The organism is Cerasicoccus maritimus (assembly GCA_031296935.1).
GTDB lineage: Bacteria > Verrucomicrobiota > Verrucomicrobiia > Opitutales > Cerasicoccaceae > Cerasicoccus > Cerasicoccus maritimus.
This window is the reverse complement of sequence record JAVDPD010000014.1, coordinates 91,906-110,523: the sequence shown is the minus strand read 5'-3', so window position 1 is coordinate 110,523 and position 18,618 is coordinate 91,906. Positions and strand designations below refer to the sequence as shown.

14 protein-coding genes are annotated in these 18,618 nt (G+C 56.1%); 3 read left to right on the top strand and 11 right to left on the bottom strand.

The features are described 5' to 3' along the window. Positions 1–375: 375 nt before the first annotated feature. Positions 376–2,277 (top strand): hypothetical protein, encoded by a 1,902-nt coding sequence (locus RBB62_RS10780; RefSeq protein WP_309398832.1) that lies wholly within the window; start codon positions 376–378, stop codon positions 2,275–2,277. A 70-nt stretch (positions 2,278–2,347) separates the two neighbouring features. Beyond that, positions 2,348–3,607: a sulfatase family protein gene (locus RBB62_RS10775; protein ID WP_309398830.1), complete on the top strand. Its 1,260-nt coding sequence runs from the start codon at positions 2,348–2,350 to the stop codon at positions 3,605–3,607. A 119-nt stretch (positions 3,608–3,726) separates the two neighbouring features. Here RBB62_RS10775 and RBB62_RS10770 read toward each other — a convergent pair whose 3' ends face one another. From RBB62_RS10770 to RBB62_RS10755, 4 genes are read right to left on the bottom strand one after another with little or no spacing between them, the layout of a single operon-like run. Then, positions 3,727–4,461 (bottom strand): hypothetical protein, encoded by a 735-nt coding sequence (locus tag RBB62_RS10770; protein ID WP_309398828.1) that lies wholly within the window; start codon positions 4,459–4,461, stop codon positions 3,727–3,729. An 8-nt stretch (positions 4,462–4,469) separates the two neighbouring features. Then, positions 4,470–6,827, bottom strand: coding sequence for a hypothetical protein (locus RBB62_RS10765; RefSeq protein ID WP_309398826.1), 2,358 nt, complete (start codon positions 6,825–6,827; stop codon positions 4,470–4,472). Positions 6,828–6,866: 39 nt separating this feature from the next. Continuing rightward, positions 6,867–7,574, bottom strand: a complete 708-nt coding sequence (locus tag RBB62_RS10760; RefSeq protein ID WP_309398825.1) for a PilW family protein — start codon at positions 7,572–7,574, stop codon at positions 6,867–6,869. A 2-nt stretch (positions 7,575–7,576) separates the two neighbouring features. Next, positions 7,577–8,203, bottom strand: a complete 627-nt coding sequence (locus RBB62_RS10755) for a type IV pilus modification PilV family protein (protein ID WP_309398866.1) — start codon at positions 8,201–8,203, stop codon at positions 7,577–7,579. A gap of 136 nt (positions 8,204–8,339) precedes the next feature. On the opposite strand from RBB62_RS10755, the gene RBB62_RS10750 reads away from it, so the two are divergent. After that, positions 8,340–9,284 (top strand): class I SAM-dependent methyltransferase, encoded by a 945-nt coding sequence (locus RBB62_RS10750; protein ID WP_309398824.1) that lies wholly within the window; start codon positions 8,340–8,342, stop codon positions 9,282–9,284. A 15-nt stretch (positions 9,285–9,299) separates the two neighbouring features. Here the strand turns inward: RBB62_RS10750 and RBB62_RS10745 are convergent, their stop codons facing one another. From RBB62_RS10745 to RBB62_RS10715, 7 genes are all read right to left on the bottom strand, one after another. Then, positions 9,300–11,201 (bottom strand): GspE/PulE family protein, encoded by a 1,902-nt coding sequence (locus tag RBB62_RS10745; protein WP_309398822.1) that lies wholly within the window; start codon positions 11,199–11,201, stop codon positions 9,300–9,302. A gap of 19 nt (positions 11,202–11,220) precedes the next feature. Then, a complete protein-coding gene (locus RBB62_RS10740; RefSeq protein ID WP_309398820.1) occupies positions 11,221–12,558 on the bottom strand; it encodes a response regulator in 1,338 nt (445 codons plus the stop codon). Between the two features lie 127 nt (positions 12,559–12,685). Then, positions 12,686–13,339, bottom strand: coding sequence for a hypothetical protein (locus RBB62_RS10735; protein ID WP_309398819.1), 654 nt, complete (start codon positions 13,337–13,339; stop codon positions 12,686–12,688). A gap of 27 nt (positions 13,340–13,366) precedes the next feature. Further along, positions 13,367–14,662, bottom strand: coding sequence for a response regulator (locus RBB62_RS10730; protein ID WP_309398818.1), 1,296 nt, complete (start codon positions 14,660–14,662; stop codon positions 13,367–13,369). Positions 14,663–14,738: 76 nt separating this feature from the next. Beyond that, positions 14,739–15,203 carry an rRNA maturation RNase YbeY gene (ybeY, locus tag RBB62_RS10725; RefSeq protein ID WP_309398817.1) on the bottom strand — a complete coding sequence of 155 codons (465 nt, stop codon included), beginning with the start codon at positions 15,201–15,203 and terminating at the stop codon, positions 14,739–14,741. Then, complete coding sequence (locus RBB62_RS10720) at positions 15,166–17,613, bottom strand: HD family phosphohydrolase (protein ID WP_309398816.1); 2,448 nt, start codon at positions 17,611–17,613, stop codon at positions 15,166–15,168. The genes ybeY and RBB62_RS10720 overlap by 38 nt, the downstream gene beginning before the upstream one ends. A 30-nt stretch (positions 17,614–17,643) precedes the next feature. Then, positions 17,644–18,612, bottom strand: coding sequence for a PhoH family protein (locus RBB62_RS10715; RefSeq protein ID WP_309398815.1), 969 nt, complete (start codon positions 18,610–18,612; stop codon positions 17,644–17,646). Positions 18,613–18,618: the final 6 nt, after the last annotated feature.

Genomic DNA, 18,618 nt, shown 5'->3' with positions numbered 1-18,618 from the left:
TCAATTCATACCGATGATTGGATTCATGTTGAATCTGTGGCTAGTCATTAGATTGGTTTCGGAGCGAAAATCACGAACGCTTCAGCAGCGGACAGAGGATATGGGAATGGGGATTGAGAGGGAGCCAAAACTCACAAAACAGAATAGATAGATCGGGATTGGACCCCATCGCTGAGGCCCCCTGCCCGCCACCACTCATTAGTCTGCGCCGTTTCCAACCGTCGAGCAGGGCGATATGATACGACACATCTATGCGCGAGAAGCAGCTCCAAAGGCGGTCATCTTCACTAATTCCCGAGATGCAACCAAAAACCGCCCAATTAAACGTTGAATCTGGACTTAGGGCCGGTAGTTTGGGAGACAATTTTCCTGCCCATGCCCCAGCAAACCAGCCAATACACTGCGGCCGATATCCAGCGCGCTATCGAGCGTGCTCAGACCCCGCGTTGGGCCAAATGCCGCCAACAGATCGACGACGAAGCCGCAGCATTGTTTGAGCAGGGCATTGACGTGCCAGAATTTGACTCATCGTGGTATGACCCCGCCCAGCCCTACAGCGAAACTTATCAACAGTTTCATGGCTATGTGTCCCAGCATCGCGATGTGTATTTCAGCATCCGCCAACAAGCCCTGATAGGACTGGTGTTGCGCAACGATGGCTACCGGCGCCAGGCATTTGACGTCGCTCTCAGCATTGCTGAGGCCCTCAATTTCGATATCATGCACTACGACTCGGGGATGGAGTTTGGCATCGTCGGCAACGCGCTCATCGACGCTACCCTGGGCGCAGATGACTTGCTAACCGTCGATGAAAAAGCCCGTGCCCATCGCCAGCTACGCGAGGTAGCAGACGCTGTGACGCGCTGCAATGACTATTGGCGCGAGCACCTGAGCCGGATGGCTTTCAACAACCATCTGATTTGCCACCAAGGCTCACGCATCGCACTAGGTGCCATACTCGGAGACAACTCCTTGATCGATCCAGCCTTCGATCCCGCCGATGACCGCTACCTGCTCAACTACCTCAACGGTGCCTGCTATGACGATGGCCTTTGCTACGAGTCAAGCATCCTCTACCACTACACGACTGCGCTCTTCCTCATACAAGCGGCCATGACGCAGCGTGCGCTGCTACCCGATCGACCAGACTTGTTTCGCCTCGCCGGAGCCGATGGGCGCAACATAGAGTCCTACCTGCGTGGTCCCCTCGCACTGCTATTTCGCAACCTCGAGCTACCGCGTATCGGCGACTCCTACGCTGGTGACATGAGCGTGCTCAAGCAGACTCATTACACCATCGCCCACGCCATTTACGGCAACCCGATATACACGCGCATCGCACAGGAGCAGGAGCACATCAGCCCATTACTCGCACTGATGTTCGGACCTGAAAAGCCCACAACCACCGAGCTGCCAACGGTCGTTTCACGCATTTTCCCAGAGCACGGCTATACGCTCTTGCGCGACGATAACACCATCCACAAGCAAGCCTTTCTCACCGGCGACCGTTCCGGCATCCACCACCAGCGCGACAGTCTCCAACTCCAAGTGCAGCTCGGAGACGAGCGTGTGCTCGGATGCACGGATATCCGCGCCAAGTCCGCGCACGGCTTCTCCGACAGCATTCAAGACGACTTCAACCGCTGGCCCCAAGCGCACAGTCAACTGGCCATCGACGACCTCGATCAAAAAACGCACGCCTCACCCATTTCAATTCGTGAGTGGAGTACGGGCGGGCGCATCCAGCGGATGGCCATGGTCGACGAACACGAGCAATTGCAGGACGGCATTCATCAAGGCCGCTTTGTCAGCATGAGCGACGATTGGATCTGCGACTGCGTCATCGCTTCGGCAGCGACCGAGCGCACGTGGCGTTTGTTTTACCACCTGCCGCAGGGCACAGATAGCTCTGCCTTCCAAAGCGACTTTGCGTTGCAAAGTTCAGATCAAACCCCTTGGCGTTTTTTCAAATGTGAAGGCAGCGCGCCAGCTCAATTGTTTCATCGAATCAAAAGCGGAAAGGCCTACCTCACCATTTCAGGCGGACGCGAATTTGCGCTACAACATTTCACCGTACCGGAATACACCCCCGGTCGAGAAGGCATCTGGGCGGAGCAACGCAGCCAACACGCAGTATTCATTACCCTGATGTCGCCCAACGACGCCAACCGTGTCAGCGATGTCAGCCTGCAGGTGTTGGGTAACGAGCTCGTTGCCCGCTGGTTGATTCAGTCCGAGGAACACAGCTGGATGCAGGCGCGGATCAATTTAGTCTGACAATTGCAGGATGCGCCGTAGATAAATCCGACTTGTCAGCGATAAGCGCAGCGATCTACGATTGCCTAACATGAAAGACGCCCGTCCTAACATCCTGCTTTTACTCACGGATCAACAGCGTGTGGACACCATCTCCGCGCTGGGCAGTAAGTTTGGAGTGGAGACGCCCAACATCGATGCGCTCGTCCGCGAAGGCGTTACATTTACCGACTGCCATTGCACAGCGCCGATTTGCTCGCCGTCACGGTCCACATTAATGACCGGTCGCTACCCGACCGAAGCAGGTATGCCGGGCAATCTTTACGCCCCTGCCCCGCCGCTGGATCCATCCAACGTCGGCATCGGCAAGCTAATGCGTGCGGCTGGCTACGAGACGGCTTACCACGGCAAGTGGCACCTCGGTGGCAGCATCCAGGCGCACGGTTTTGACACCGCCGAGGAGTGTTCGCACGACGAGACCACGCGTCAGCTTGCGTCCCGCTTTTGGCGCGACCGCGATTGGATCGAACACGAGCGACCATTCTTTCACGTGGTATCCTTTCTCGACCCCCATGACTTGTATTTTTACGATCCCAGCGAGCGCGTGGAAGGCTTTCAGCGCCCTTGGCAAAACCTCGATCGTCCCGCGGACAGCTACCCCGCCACCGCAGCGAGCAAACGGGTTGACTGGCCCGAAGAACGTTGGGGCGCCTACCATCAGTTTTACGCCGAACGCGTGGCAAAGGTCGACCGCGACATTGGCATCTTGCTCGATGAGCTACGCTGTAGCGGATTTTTCAGTAACACGTGGATCATCTTTGCCGCCGACCACGGCGACATGGCAGGTGAGCAGAACATTCCTTTCAAGGGCGCGTTTATGTATGAGGGCGTTACCCGCGTGCCGCTAGTCATCGTGCCACCGCGCGGGCGCTTCCTCGGCGACGTCTCACGGAAAGTTAAAGAAGTCGGGTTACGCGGCGCACAGCTAAACGGCCAATGCAGCCTGATCGACATTGTCCCGACAATTCTCAGCCTTGCAGGTCAGCCAACGGAGCCTGAGATGTCGGGCACGAGCCTACTTCCCTGGATCATGGGAGAACGCGCCGACAGCGCGCACGAGATTGTCTTTGCCGAATGGCACAACCCCCGAGTATTCATGGCCCGCCGCCGAGATTGGAAATACGTCCGTTACGAAGACGGCGGCGAAGAACTGTTCTCCTTGCTGGACGACTCGCACGAGAGCGTGAACCGCTCCAACGAACCAACCGCCGCGTCGATCAAAGCCGAACTCAGCGCAGCGCTCGATAACCACATCGCGCAACTTGAGCGAAATGCAGTACGCTTGTACTGACACCCTCCAGAGCAATTTTTTATTAGAAGTTCCAGAAAATAGCTTGTTCTCCAGTGAGCCTGCTGATCCGGGTCAAAGTATTCTGGGCAAGTGCTGGACCCGGTAACTTCATGGTATCTCTAATTCATGGAAACATCACCCGAAGTGGCATCTTCCACATAGAAGCCCTTCAGGTTATTGCGCAGCATAGTCGCCATCTTCTCAAATTCAGCCTTAGGGCATTTGAGCAATACCAGCGCCTGATATTCTCCAAGATTAAACCAAAACTCACCAATTGCCACCTCGCGCTCGGAGCCCGGATAGAGCACATAATCAATTTCGTAGAAACGCTGGCCGAAGATGTGTGGGTAATTCACGCGCTCGCGCTTGGCAATGACCTCTCCGTCCCCATTGTAAAATTCACGCACTTGTTTTTTGGCAGGCGGATCAATGCGGACGGCCTTGGTTTCTTCGTCCCGAACGAATTCTGCCTTTACGCCCGGCTTGGCTTCCAGCGCACTGGCGTAAGCACGAATTGACTGAGCCAACGATCCTGGCACCAGTGCGCCCTCTGGCATCAAATAGAGCGCACAGCTCACCTCAGCATTGTAGGGCAAATCCATGTTAACAGACGCACCCTTCTCTCCAGAATAGAACGTCCATGGCCTCGGTGGAGGGCCAGCCAAACGCAAATCACCAGCGGTGATCAGCATGCGGCGTGCGGTGTAGCCATCCACCTCCTCACTTTCGACTTCTACAGTGGCGGGCACCACTTGATTCGTAGGCACAGGGAAGATTTGCGCTTGCGCGGAAAACGCGGACATCCAGCCCAGCAATCCAAGAAAACGCCAAAGAGAGATTCGTCCAATCGCCATATCTTTGATTAATAAAGGCTGGCAATGCCATCCTGATAATCGCTCTCCGTCAGGTACTCAAACAAGACGCGACGATAGGTGCGTACCAGAGGCGTGCCTGGAGGATAGCTACCCTGCGCAAACAGCTCATTGAAGCCCCAATTACGACTCGGCGGCACGTAGTAATCATTAAAATTATCAGGCGCGCCTTCTGGACGCACTTCACTCTCGAAAAGCGACACCAACGAACCGCGAATCGTCACGGTACGGCTGGAGCCCCAGTATTCGAGAAAGCGGGGCAGATTAATCACCCCCAGTCCATACGGGCGAGAAGTATCACGGTCCCCAACATAGTTACTAATCAAGTCATCCGGCGTTCCACAAACCAAGGCCGCAGCAATCTCCATGTGGCTGACACCAGGGCGTTTGCTCTGGATCGTGGAACGACCATTGACATCGCTGTTTGCGCGGTTACTCGGCCAGTTGTCGGAGAGCACGGTAATGCTGTCGGCCATGATCGCCGCCGGCAGCTCTGCGCTATCGTCTGGCTTGGTCGCGGAGCTGGTCTGCTTTGAGCCATCCGCATTGTAGGAACCCACCGTGTAGAGCGGAGCATTGGTGGCCAGCGTGAAGCCAGGGTCACTCTGTCCGCTGGGCTGGGGAATTTCTTGCGCATCGATCACCATCAAGGCCATGTCGTCCATAGCCTGGGGCACGATGTTATAAGTATTCTGCCCAGAGGAAGATCCATAATCAAAGGTTCCGTCGTTATCGCTATCCGTGGTGCTCGTGGGGAACTCCACGTAAACGACACCATTCCAATCAGCATCAACATCATAGGTGCCGTTGAAACCGGTTTCAGAGTTATCCTTGCTATCGATGTAGGAGCCTAGTTTTTCGAGGTCAAGGTAGACGACGTCAATTGCCTTGTCTTCACGATGGTCATAGAGCCCGCCGGATATTTCATCCCCACCGGTCGTGTAGGTGTTGGTCTGCTCTTCCCACTTGTAAACCGGAGTTTGCACCTCGACTACCACCTTCTTCCATTTGCCTTTCTTCTTGACCCATTTCTCTTCGGTAGTGGTCTCGTAATAATCAAGAACTTTGACGTTTTCGGTAACCGTATAGGTCGTGCTCCCGTCGCTAAACAACTCCGGATAAGGCGCATCGATGGAGGTCATGGAAGAATTGGCGTCCCCAATGATATCTGCGGGTAAATCCACCGCGACCAGCTTGAGATCGCCATTCTCATCAGCTTCGGGAGCACTCAGCGGATCGCTATCATTTGTCCGGTCATAGCGATAACCTTGCAGCTTATAAAAATCCTGCTGGCTCGCATCGGTCTGCGCAGTGTTGCGCTCAACTTTGATAATCAAACCCGCCTTGTATGCCATTTTTTGCGCACGTAAATCATCAGTCTTGCGATCAGCGTGGCCAGAAGGCAGGAGCGGCTCGATCAGTGCATAGCCAGTATTGACCCGCTCATTTTCCACCGTGGTCTGGTCATCGCGTTCCGAATCGCCAAAGGCCACGATGTTCTGAGGTTTTACGCCGAGCTGGCCATCGGCGACCCAGCCCTTCCACCGCTGAGGGGCTTCGGTCAACCAGTTGGGACTATCTGAATCCAGACCATTCATCGCGACTTGATTGGTGGATGAGCTTGGCAATTTGGTCGTCCCAGTACCACTAATCTGATAAATTCCCCCCGTCGCCGTGACCTTACCTATAATTTTCAAGGTGTACCCTTTGTTTGGCCCCAATTTCATGTCGCCATTGGCGTGAACCGGGCCATAGACATCAAAATCATAACCCGGCTGTGCGAGCAGTTCAGAATTGTAGAAAATCGCATTGGAAAAGAGCGGCGCGTCGCGGATTTCAAATTTCTCGCGAGCATAGGAAGTAATGACGTCCCCTCCCGAAGTCTGCGCACTGCCTGATCCATAAACTTCAATGCCGCGCACGAAGATCCGCTTGCCGCGCATTTCATCCAGTTCATTGGCCGGATCATCCGGATCGATAAATTTCCATTCGCCAGGAGGAATCACGCCGCCCTGCACTTTCAGCGAACCAGAGTCGACTTGGTTTTCACTGTAGAAACTTTTCACGCTCTCAGGAATCGACAACGGATTATTCTCTGGCTTGAGCTCATAGGTATCGAATGACGACGAACGCACAAACCGAGAAGCCAACTCAGCAGCGCCGTACTCCAAGGCGGACTCTGCCGCGTTATGGGCTTTGAGCCGCACGATGTGCCGCTCGTTCATGCTCATTTCAGAAATGGTACCGGTCATCAACGAAGCGACGATGATGCCGAGTGCAGTCGTAACGATGAGCACCATCGCCAACGCAGAACCAGGGCGCCGAGTATCTAAATGCATCTGTTTCATGGTGGAAGTCTGGTCAGGATTAAGTTGCAGGAAGTTCAATTAGCCGCGTGGAGAGATGGTAAAGTTATAGGTGCCGGTCACTTCCTTGGCGTCATTGCCATGGATGATTTTGCCGTTCACCAGAACGCTCTTGCCGTGAACGTTGTAAAAAAGGAATCCATTGGATAAGCCACTGACCATATCAATGACTTCTGAAAACTTCTCCGCTTCCTCAATGGAAGGGATTAAGGTTTCAATGGGGTTCGTTTGATTCTCTTCAGGAATTTCGATGTCGAACTTTCGCACCGGCGCCTCCATCCCCAAAACATCGCGATCATCGCGGAAGTAGCCAATGATGCGAGTGATTGGCGCCGGAGTATCGTCGTAGTAATTGTCATCTTCGCCGTTGAAAATGAAAACCACAAAATCGCCTTCGTGATCCGCATACTGCCGGTAGTCCACCGCTTCGTAAGGGTTGGGAGGGTCCCGGAAATCGCCTTCCGGGATGAAGCCCTCGGGCAATTTAAAAAAGCTCTTGTAGAGCACAAAACTGTTGGCCTGGCGCGCCTCATTAGCCATTTCGCTGGTCACAGTCCGCACATCGCGATTGATCTCCAGTTTTTTCTCGGTGATGAAGCTCGTCCTGAAGTTGCCAATGAAAAACTGACTAACCCCCACCATGAGTAGTCCAAGCACAGTGGCCGACACCATGATCTCAACCAGAGTCATGCCACGTCGACTTGCTGTCATGTAAATCGCTTTCTTCATGGCTAGTAAATGGGGATAACGGATTTAACCAGACACACAGAACCAGAAACCCAGCGCTGGCCGCGGCCTGCTGGAGTTTGGTATTCGTAATCAATTCGAATTTCGTAAGCCTGGTAGGGATTGCTGCCCGTATTTAGATCGTTGGCCTGTAGCGTAAAGCGCATCGGCATCTCCACTTGACGCTGCTCATCGCCATCCCCCTTCAGATCGATCATGATCATCTTCTCGTTCGTCGTGTCCCCTCCAAAGTAAAGGTAGTCATCCACCGTTGAAGACTCATTGGTGAGCGAGGGAGTGACCGACTTAAGGGTCAACGGAAGGGAATTATTGATCACGCTGGCAGCGATATCCCCATCGAAATCCATCGCCATAATCTGCTCAGCATAACCCTGTGCAATGTCATGCGCCGTCACCGAATACAAATTGGTCTCCGCCATGCGCCGGGACATAAGGACCGAGCCCCCCGTCGCCATCGCCAAGATGCCAAACAGCACTGTCGCCACCAGCACTTCTACGAGCGACATCCCGGAACGGGAACACACCTCACGCGCAACACGACAGCCAAACCGGGAGACACGCTCGCCACGGCAGGCTTTAACTTGAAGAGCAGGGAACACCCTGATAAGCATGCCCATTTTATTCTATTTGTAAAGCCTATATGGCCCTATATTCGACCCTCTTCTAGCCCCCATCACCATACAGCACACAAGCCTGCTTAATTCGTCGTGACAGATGAGCAAACAGGCAGCATTCTAAGCTCCCTTGATGTCACTCCACCAACACCTCAGCTGCTGTGCTTACGTTGCTACGGACCTCATTGCTGGCTTCTGCGGCATGCTGGGACTTTCACTAGTCCGCAGCGGGCAACGACACGCACGCTACAATGCCAGCCAGTCGGTAGAATACATCGAAAGCTACGTGAATCATTTCGAAGATCTGCTCGGCGGCTCAGGCGCCTTTCGCGGTGACGTCTGTGAACTCGGTCCCGGTGATTCCCTCGGCGGAGGCGTGCTGTATCAACTCCGTGGCGCGGAATCCGTAACTTTCTTTGAGCGCTTTCAGCGCCAGCCCAGCGAACAGGAACGCGCCATCTGCCAATTACTCTACGAAAATGAAACGCGCAAATCCAGCTTGGCGTCGAATGATTCACCGCCCTTCCCTGCCGTTGATCCAGCAAAAGCATTTCGTGTCATTCATGGCGTTACGGCGGAATCCTATCTGGAGCACGACCCCGCGCGCTACGACTTGATCGTCAGCAACAGTGTGCTCCAACACACCACCGACCCCTTGCCGCTACTCCAACTGTGCTACGATCGCCTGAAGCCCGGTGGTCGCATGGCGCACGTGATCGACCTCCGCAGCCTGGGCATCCTGAGCCAGTGGGGCGAGCTCGCCTGGCTCAGCACCTCCCCCCAGCTACACCGCCGCATGGTGCGCCACACCGGTCGCCCCAACCGCGTGCGGTATAAGGAATACATCGACTGGGCAAAGGCCAGTGGCTGCAATTACTCAGTTCGCATCCGCCACTTGGCGGGTTCCACCAAGCACTGGGCTGACGTCGCCCCTAAAGAGATTCCCGAGGATGCCTGGCGCGCCAGCGAGGAATTCGTTCGCCGCGCGCGCCCTGGTTTCACACCCAGCTTACGCGCCCACAGCGACCGCGAGCATGCCGTCGCCACGTTTATCCTCGTCTTGGAAAAACCGGCGTAGCGGGCTAAAGCTTCTCTAGCTGGCCGGAGCTTCTTCGGTGGCTTCGAGCGCCGTGGCATCCTCCTTGGCTTTGTCTTCGTTTTCCAGGGCAATTGCTTCGGCGCGCAGGGCTTCGATCTCCTTCTTGCGCTCGGCGTCCTTTTTGTTCTTCAGCTTAGCTTGCAGCTCAAATTCTTCCGAGAGGGCTTCGAGGTCTTCCATGTCCGGCGGCACGGTGGAAATCGCTTCCTCCATCGTAGTCAGGCCAGAGCGCACCTTTTTCATCGAGTCCATGTGCAGCGTAAACATGCCGTTGAACATCGCCACACGCTTCAACTCCGCAGTCTCCGCTTCCTTGTTGATTGACTCGATGAGCGCTTCACTGGAAGTCATCATTTCGTGGATACCCACACGGCCTTTATAGCCCTTGCCGCCGCAAGCGGGGCAGCCCGTGCGGTTGGCCTTGAAGATGCCCCCGCCTTCAAACTGAATCGACTTGCGCAGGATTTCCAACTCGCGGCCTTCAGCCTCGTAAGGCTGGCGACAGCTCTTACACACGCGGCGCATAAGTCGCTGAGCGCAAACAGCCACTAGCGAAGCGGAGATCATAAACGGCTCCACACCCATTTCCGTGAGACGCGCAACCGTGCCGGGCGCATCGTTGGTGTGCAGCGTCGAGAAAAGCATGTGACCGGTGAGCGCGGCTTCCACCGCAATACCTGCCGTTTCCGAGTCACGAATTTCCCCCACCAGAATGACGTCCGGGTCTTGACGCAAGAAGGCGCGCAGGGCAGCGGCGAAGGTCAGCCCGATCTTACGGTGCATCTGCATCTGGCAGAGGCCGGGCAAGGTGTATTCGATCGGGTCCTCCGCGGTGCGAATGCAGATGCCCGGGTCGTTAATTTCGTTGAGCGCGGAATACAGCGTCATCGACTTACCCGAACCCGTCGGCCCGCAGTGGAGGATCATGCCGTAAGGCCTGCTGATGCACTCGCGGTAGCGCTCTAGGTTTTCCGGCTCAAAGCCCAGGGCCGGCAGCGGCAGGGTCGACTTCGACTTATCCAGAATACGCATAACCGTGCCTTCGCCGTGGTTGAGCGGCGCGGTGGAAACACGTAAGTCGATGTTGATGGGTTTGCGGGTAAACTGCTTGAAGACGATACGGCCGTCCTGCGGAAGACGTTTTTCCGCAATGTCCAGGTTGGCCATAATCTTGAGACGTGCCAGGAGGGCGCCAGCGACCTTCGAGGACACATTGAGTTTTTCCTGAAGCACGCCGTCGATGCGCACACGGATGCGGCAATCCTTCTCAAAGGGCTCGATGTGGATGTCGGACCCACCGGAATAATAGGCGTCTTCAATGATGCGGTTGGCCAGCTGGATGATCGGCGCGGAGTCCTCGGCGTCACCTTCATCGTCGAGTTTTTCCTCGTCGATATCGAACTCCATGTCCAGAGCGTCCACCACGTCACCAAAGCCTTCAGCAACAACGGGCTGGTCCTCCTCACCCATTTTGAGCTTGGCCTGGATTTCGCGCTTAATGCCGAGCAGCGGGGCAACCTTGCGGCGAGTCTGCTCCTGCACGAGGTTCAGCACCGTCAGGTCAAACGGATTGTGGACCGCGACCACAAAGATACTTCCCACAATGCCAACGGGCAGCACCATGTGCTCCTCGCAAAATTCCTTGTCGAGCTTCTCAAAGGTGCGCTCGTCTGGCTCATAGTGGAAGGCGTTAAACGGCGCCATACCAAAGGCCTTGCTCTTGGCCGCCAACAACTGAAATTCGCTGATCCCGTAATCCTGCCCCAGCAACGCCTCCACCTCTTCGCCAGAGAGCTCCTCGTCGGTGTTGATGATATTTTCGGCCTGCTCTTCCGTCAGGCGGTTGTAATCTTTGAGGTTGCGGACGATGGCCGCTTGGATGCGTGCGAGAGGCATAGTCTAGCGTTTGTCTTGGTTACTTCAATAATTCCGGATAAAGCAGTGGCAGCGAATCTGCCGAAGCCTCCGGGTTCACGGCCTGGGGGTCCACGCCCAGTGTATTCAAGGCGCTCTCCAGGTTCTGCCCCGCGCGCATGGCGCTGCTGACAATTTCCATTTGCCGATCACGGACGGCATCGTTGAGAGACTTAAATTGCTGCGGCAACGCCTCAGTAAAGCCCGACACCCGGCCCAGAGCATCACTTATATCCTGCGCCATGAGCGGCCCCGCCTCACGCAAGGAGACAGCCGCGCGGAGCACATCGATGAGCTCGCGGAAGTTCCCCGGCCACTCGTAGTTGAGCAGCATCGGCAACGCGGCGGGATCGAGCTCCGCGCAATCCGGACGCCCCATACTCTTGGCAATCAGTGGCAAGTAACGCTGCACGTAGGCAGCCATGTCAGCCAGCCGTGCGTTCAGTGGCGGCATGACGCAAAGGCTTTGGTCGATCAGTTCTCGCAGCTCGGGGTCGATCTGGCGTGAATCAGTGTCGATCAAATCGCGCTCAATAAAATAGATGAAGGCCAAGTGCTCCGGCGACTCACGAATCACGTCCACGACTTGCGCCTGAGCAGCGAGCGTGGAGTCGGCAAAACCAATCACACCGACGAGCTCACTGCCTGGCCCCTCGGGAGAAATCGACCGCAGGGCCTCGGCCATGTTGGGCGGATTCGGGTTACGCAGGTCCAACCAGTGAACGCGTTTGGTGCTGAACTTGCGCCAAGCGGACACCTCTCGCAGAAGCAGGTCGCACTCGCTGCCACGGGGCGCAGAGATAAAGATGTGGTCCTGCTCATTGGAGGCATTCCACACATGCTCCAGGAAAAAACGGAAGATGTGCGAACGGTCGCACAGGTGCGCGAGGTGCGCGGGATACGTTTGCTTGAAATTCAGCGCGGCTTCTTCGCTACCGGATTTCCCCTGACGATGCGCACGGAACTCATCCTTAGTCGCCGGCTGCACAAAGCGTTTCACCTGGCCAATGAAGTGCTGAATATCGATCGGCTTTTCAAGGACAAGCGTCACACCCATATTGGCAACCTTCACCAGGTCGGGCGTGTTCATGAGGCCAGACACGAGGATGACAGGCAGGTCGGGGTTCATTTCACGCGCCTTGCTCAGGAAATCGGCGCCGTCCATGCCCGGCATTTTGTAGTCGGAAACGACAAGGTCATAGCCCGTTCCATGCAGGCTCTCGATGGCGCGCATCGGGTCAGTAACTGAATCGACAATAAAGGAATGCTGCTCCAACAATGCCCGAAGCATGTCGGCGTAATTTTCTTCGTCGTCTAAAACGAGGATGCGCTGTGCCATATTTAGTAGTAAGTTTCGCCCACCAAGTCGGCTGACGTGGGCATAGTTATGGGGCGCCTTTGCCCAGCTTTCAAGCTTGCTTTAGGCCCTAACCGGCCATCTACCCTAGGCGAGTGGACCGTTTTGCCTACAACGGCCAACAGAAAAAGCTCAGGCAACGCTCCAAGGTTACTGAGCTTGGACCAGGCAGTGAAGCATCACACAGAACCAGCAGAAAATCACTGTCGTCATTCACCGCCATCCAGAGAACTGAATCGGCGAATTGTATTTGTAGTTGGCGACGCGGAAGGCTGAGCGAACGCACCAGTAAATCCAGTTGCAGAACCGCTAGCGCAAACTGCGATACCGCCGACTCGTCATCACTGCGTAGATAATGCTGCCACTGGTCATCAGCCTGGCTGCGTAAACCGCGCCACCGCACGCCATTGAGCTGATCAATCCAGCCCGTCAAGTCGCCCTCCGCAGGCAGCACTGGAAATGACGTGCCCTGAGCACTAGAACTCACGCCCAAGTCCGCCCATGACACCACCCCGTGGTATTGCTTCAGGTTGTGCCCGGATTCGTCGAGCGTCAGCTGGAAGCCTTGGCCGCAATCGATTCCGCGTAACGACTTGATCTCGCCCAGGGAAAGCGCCTCGGCGCCGGATGAGAGCGAGCGAATCGCCGTCATCAAGGTCACGCTGAAGCTGCTGGAGTCTTCGATATCTCCCTCGACTTGAACAGCCGTAAAGTCGTTGGTGAATCGAATGTGTAGTTTGGGTTCCAGCGTTTGTTTCTCCATGATCGCCCGATTGGGATTTGCTACAGATTACTTAAGGATTCGTTGCATGAGCGAGGCGTCCACCCCCAAAACATCGCACGCAGTCGCCTCATCGCCCAAAAGAACGGTAACTGCTTTCACGTATTCATCGCGGTAAAGCTGCAAGCCCTGATGCAGGCTCCGGGCACCGCCTACGGCAGACGCAAGCTTCTGCTCGACGCGCTCAAGATCCTCCATGCTCAGCGTTGGCTTATCGAGGTAAATCGCCATGCGAATGAAGCGATGCAGCTCACCCGCATTGCCACCCCAGGGCTGCTCTCGCAAATATGTTTTTGCGCTGACTTCGAGCTTCGGCGCTTTGTTGAGTCCGTGGACCTTCGCCTCGGCGTCCAGGTAACGGAGCGCAAGCTCACCAATATCGTCCGCAATATCCGAGAGGGTTGGCACAGCGATCTCGGTCGTGCCCATAAACATGTAAACCGCGTCGTCGACCACACGCTCGTCGTAGAGCAAGTCCAGGTCGCGGCTTACACAGAAGATGAAGCGCATCGGAATCGGGATCGTGTCGAAGGGGTCTTTCTTGCGCCCGATGCGCATGATCAGCGAGTATTGCTCGCGGGTCACGGTCTCCGCGGCAGCGATGATAAACGTCAACCGGTCCCAGCCCTTTTGCGTCGTTTCGACTACGAGCTTCATCAGGGCCTCGCGATCAATACGCGAGCGGTCCAACAATACGTAAAAGTCCTTCTGATCGGAGTCGAATCCGTTAAAATCTGTAGTAATGGCCTCCAGATCCGTGCCCCGTGGGGTGACCATGACGAGGTTATTTTTAAAATCGCGCTGCTTGTAGAGCTTCTGAGCAAATTCACGGGCCCGGCGGTCTTTCGCGGGAAACGTCTCAAAGCGGAACGGCAGGCTGTGGTGGAAGTTCTCCTCCTCCTCAACATCATCCACCCCAGACTCGCGGCGCAAGCCAGCCTCCCGCTCCTCGATGAGCGTTGCCGTACGCTTGAGCAGGGAAAATACATTGAGCGGCTTGAGGAAAACGCCGCCCACCCCCTCGCGGATGAGGCTGCGGATCGTATCATTATCCAGATAGCCGGAGACCATGATGATCGGCACATCCGGCTTGATCTGCTTGAGCGTGCGGATGAGCTCCTCTCCCGACATACCGGGCATTTTCTGGTCGGTAACTACCAGATCATACGCATTGTTCGTGAAGTACTCTACGGCACGCTCCGGCTGCTCGCAGGACTCCACTTCATAACTGGCCTGACTGAAAATGTCGGTCAGCAGTTGGTTAAAATCAGCGTCGTCATCGACTATGAGAATTCTTCGTCCCATGCAGCGTGGTTGGCCATTAAGCTGTGAAGCGCAGCCGGAAGTCAATCGTAATGGCTGGCTTACGCGAAACCAAATTCTAGGAGTTGAGCGTAAAACTAGGCATTGCGTCCATGGATTTCAACCGCTCAAGGCATAGTTTTTCCGCCTTACGCATCTCGGCGCGCGCTTCGTCATCCAGATCATCATGGCCGGCCAGGTGTAGCCACCCATGCACCAGGTAAAGCGTCAGCTCCTCAGCAAAGCTCCAGCCATGCTTGGGAGCCTCACTAATCGCACGGTCAACGCTCACACAGATCTCGCCCGCAAAGTCCATTTCCGCGTCACCAGGGAAGGTAATGACGTCGGTCGGCGTCGGGTCATCAAGGAAGTCGTCGTGGATCTGGGCCAACTCATCGTCCGTCAGAAACACGAGTGACAGCTCGCCATCAGGCGCGTGATAGGCCTTCCAGCCATCCAGTTGAGCAAAACAACGCTCAAGGCTCGGCTCATTCACCGCAAGACGGCTATACTGCTGTGCGTTTATTTGAAGGATTCGGGGCATGGGAGTCAGGAGTAGGGCGCGGCTCAGTCATCGGGACGGGAGCGGCTGAATGCCCCCGCTTTTTTTTACTGGTGTCATCCTTGGGATACTGCACACGGCTGTGCAACATATTGAGCAAGGTGAAGCAGAAACTGTCGCGGACTTTCCGAATCTGGGCCACCGTCATCGGTGCCTCGTCCAACTGCCCATCATCCAGGCGCGCGGCAAAGATGCCGTCGACGAGCTCCTCTACGCTTTGCGGCGTGACTTTCTTCAAGCTGCGAGAAGCAGCTTCGACCGCGTCGGCAAAGAAAATAACGGCGCTTTCGAGCGTTTGCGGCTTGGGCCCCTCGTAGCGGAATGTGCTCTCGTCCACCTCATCACGGCTATCAAAGGGAGGGCTAGACATGCCAGCCTGCAAGGGCAGCACTGTCTGCTGCTGACGATTGCAGGCCTTGCTGTAGAAGTATTTAATGAGCGTCGAGCCGTGGTGCTGGCGAATCACGTCCACAAACACATCCGGCAGCTTACTTTGCTTGGCCATGTCCACGCCTTCCTTCACGTGGCTCTTGATGATCAAGGCGCTCATGGCCGGGGTCAGTTCGTCGTGCGGATTGTAGCCTTCGTGCTGGTTTTCCGTGAAATACTCCGGCTTGACCATTTTGCCAATGTCGTGGAAGAGGCTGGTGGCGCGGCAGAGCAGCGGGTTGGCCCCAATCTCGTTGGCGGCGCGCTCGGCCAGATTGGCGACCATTAACGAGTGGTGATAGGTGCCCGGGGCTTCCATTTGGAGCTTGCGCAACAGCGGGTGGTTGAAGTCCGTGAGCTCCAGCAGGGTGATGTCCGTCGTGTATTTAAAGAGGTGCTCAAAAATCGGCAACAGGCCAATAACGATGACGCCCGTGATCAAGCCCGCGCCAATCGCAGTCAGGACCATTTCGCCGACGGTCACCGGATCCATTTCGTTCATGAAACCGAAGAACGCCGCCACCAACGCCACGGCCAAGCCCGAGAGCAAACTCGCGCGCATCAGCTTGCCGCGCAATCGAACGTCTCGCGCAAAATAAATCGCCGTCATCCCGCCCAATAGCGAAACCAGAAAGCTGTCAATCGAGCCGCCCCACATCAGCGAGTGAAGCGCGCTGACAGCCAGGGACATCAAGGCAGCCGGGCGAGGGCCAACCATAATCGCCATCACAATCGCCCCCAGCGCAACTGGAGCCGCAAACGGCAACAGCGCCATCAATCCTGAGTTACCGCCAAAAAGCGGCGTTGCCCCAAGCTGCTGAATGAACCGCAGCGAAAGCAAATTCAGCATGAGCACCGTGGCGATGAGCCCAAATCGGCGGTTCGAGCGACCATGCAGCGAGAAAACCGTCTGCATGAACAGGATGCCGCAAACCATCAGCACAATCGTCATCACCGAGCGCTGAACCAGTGTGGCGTTAAAGCCCCAAACGATCTCCGTGCTCTTGTTAAGCTGCACGCGGTAGGCCGCCACGGCCTCCACCTGCTCGTCGGTGATCACGTTACCCGGCTCTACAATCACCTGGCCCTGCTCGTAAAACACCTTGACCGGCTCCACCCCACTGGCGGCTTGCGCCTTGATCGATTCCGTGGTCGCTGCGTCGTATTCCAGATTGGGCTCCAGCCCCTTCTTGAAGATGCGGTAGAGCGCGCGAGAGAGGGAAAGATCATCGCCGAGACCAGCCAGGTTAATGTTCAACAGGCGAGCGGCCTCTTCCATCGACTGGATGTTGTCGCCGCGACGCCCCAGCACGACCATCGGCACCACGGGCGAGCCATCCACGCTGGTCTGGGAGCTCCCCGGCTGCTCAAAAACCCCATCACGCATCACGTCGCGAAGGGCCAGCGCGCCCTCGCGCAGAAGCGAGTGGCGTTCTTCCGGAGTGGACTTCTCCAGCAGCGTGGTGAGGTCCTCCGCGTTGATCATCAGGCCGGTTTCCGCGCCAAAGGTGGCGGTAAACTGGTCAATAACCGGCGGCCATTCACTCTTGGGAAGCTCAGCCAGCTGCGGCATGAGGCTGGTTTCGATCGCCGTATTGAGGTGATCAATGGCCTTGTTGAAAGTTTTGAATGGCTCCGGGTCCAGCTTGTAGCGGGGGAGCACACGCTGGCGGAGCTGCTCTTTTTTATCCGCCGTAGCCAGCCTACTGACATAGCTGAACGGGAAATCCGCCGTGATGCGCACATTGGCCGTCTGGTTCGGCGTGATCGGTGGCCCAGCTGGTGATTGGCCGAGGAAGCAAATAACAATAATGGCAAACGCCATGAGCACAAAGATACCCGCTGAGACGATCTGACTCGTCTCAAAGAACGTGGCGGCCTTCTTCGGCTCCGCATCGCGCCGCTTTCGGCGCGCATCGGTGGTTTGCTGTTTTTTCGACTTTTTCTTGGGCAGAATCGACATCGAGTCCTTTCTGCAGCGTGGATCGGTGGATTACCGACCTGTCTGTCTCTCAAGGTTGCTTTTTTCGTAAGCCTGAATGATCCGGCTCACGAGCGGGTGACGGACGACGTCCATCGCGTCGAAGTAAAAGAGCTTAATGCCCTTGATGCTGGCGAGAATCTGTACGGCCTGCTTCAGACCCGACATCTTGGAGCGGGGAAGGTCAACCTGGGTAATGTCCCCTGTGACGATCATCTTCGAGCCCTCGCCCAAACGGGTCAGGAACATCATCATCTGCTCGGGAGTCGTGTTTTGCGCTTCGTCGAGGATCACGTAAGCGTGCGAAAGCGTGCGGCCGCGCATGTAGGCCAGCGGGGCAATTTCGATGAGGCCTTTTTCGCGCATTTTGGCGGAGTCCTCCTTGCCCACCATGTCGAACATGGCGTCGTATATCGGGCGCAGATACGGGTCGAGCTTCTGCTCCAGCTCACCCGGCAGGAAGCCCAGCGCCTCACCGGCCTCCACAGCCGGGCGGGTGATGATGATGCGCTTCACTTCGCCCTCTTGCAGAGCGTGGAGCGCGGCGGCCATCGCCAAATAAGTCTTACCCGTGCCCGCCGGGCCAACGCCGAACACGACGTCGTTCTTCTGGATGAATTGCAGGTAGCGCTTCTGGTTGATCGTCTTGGGGACGATGCTCGCGCGACGCAAATTGATGACCAACGGGTCATTGAACACCTCCATAACCTCGTCACCCTTGCCGGTCGAAAAGGTCTCCAGAATGTTCATGAAGTCGTTGTTGGTCAGGTTGATGCCTTGGCTGCGGGCGGCGTCGAGCGTCTTAAAGAAGTTCGTTGCCTCAGCGATGGCGGCTTCCTCGCCCTCCAGCTCCAGCCAGTCCTCACGGGTGACGATCTTGACGTCGAATGCATTCTCCGCCCGGTTAAGGTTGTCCTCCTTGCTGCAGTAGAGCGAACTCAGGTGCCGCGGGCTGGGAAATTGAAGCTTTTCAGTAGCCATTTATTA

Excerpts from the sequence above, each read along its gene's own strand:
- RBB62_RS10770 (WP_309398828.1), bottom strand. The coding sequence starts at position 4,461 with ATGGCGATTGGACGAATCTCTCTTTGGCGTTTTCTTGGATTGCTGGGC.
- ybeY (WP_309398817.1), bottom strand. The coding sequence starts at position 15,203 with ATGCCCCGAATCCTTCAAATAAACGCACAGCAGTATAGCCGTCTTGCG.
- RBB62_RS10775 (WP_309398830.1), top strand. The coding sequence starts at position 2,348 with ATGAAAGACGCCCGTCCTAACATCCTGCTTTTACTCACGGATCAACAG.
- RBB62_RS10715 (WP_309398815.1), bottom strand. The coding sequence starts at position 18,612 with ATGGCTACTGAAAAGCTTCAATTTCCCAGCCCGCGGCACCTGAGTTCG.
- RBB62_RS10740 (WP_309398820.1), bottom strand. The coding sequence starts at position 12,558 with ATGGCACAGCGCATCCTCGTTTTAGACGACGAAGAAAATTACGCCGAC.
- RBB62_RS10760 (WP_309398825.1), bottom strand. The coding sequence starts at position 7,574 with ATGAAGAAAGCGATTTACATGACAGCAAGTCGACGTGGCATGACTCTG.
- RBB62_RS10730 (WP_309398818.1), bottom strand. The coding sequence starts at position 14,662 with ATGGGACGAAGAATTCTCATAGTCGATGACGACGCTGATTTTAACCAA.
- RBB62_RS10765 (WP_309398826.1), bottom strand. The coding sequence starts at position 6,827 with ATGAAACAGATGCATTTAGATACTCGGCGCCCTGGTTCTGCGTTGGCG.
- RBB62_RS10780 (WP_309398832.1), top strand. The coding sequence starts at position 376 with ATGCCCCAGCAAACCAGCCAATACACTGCGGCCGATATCCAGCGCGCT.
- RBB62_RS10720 (WP_309398816.1), bottom strand. The coding sequence starts at position 17,613 with ATGTCGATTCTGCCCAAGAAAAAGTCGAAAAAACAGCAAACCACCGAT.
- RBB62_RS10750 (WP_309398824.1), top strand. The coding sequence starts at position 8,340 with ATGTCACTCCACCAACACCTCAGCTGCTGTGCTTACGTTGCTACGGAC.
- RBB62_RS10755 (WP_309398866.1), bottom strand. The coding sequence starts at position 8,203 with ATGCTTATCAGGGTGTTCCCTGCTCTTCAAGTTAAAGCCTGCCGTGGC.
- RBB62_RS10745 (WP_309398822.1), bottom strand. The coding sequence starts at position 11,201 with ATGCCTCTCGCACGCATCCAAGCGGCCATCGTCCGCAACCTCAAAGAT.
- RBB62_RS10735 (WP_309398819.1), bottom strand. The coding sequence starts at position 13,339 with ATGGAGAAACAAACGCTGGAACCCAAACTACACATTCGATTCACCAAC.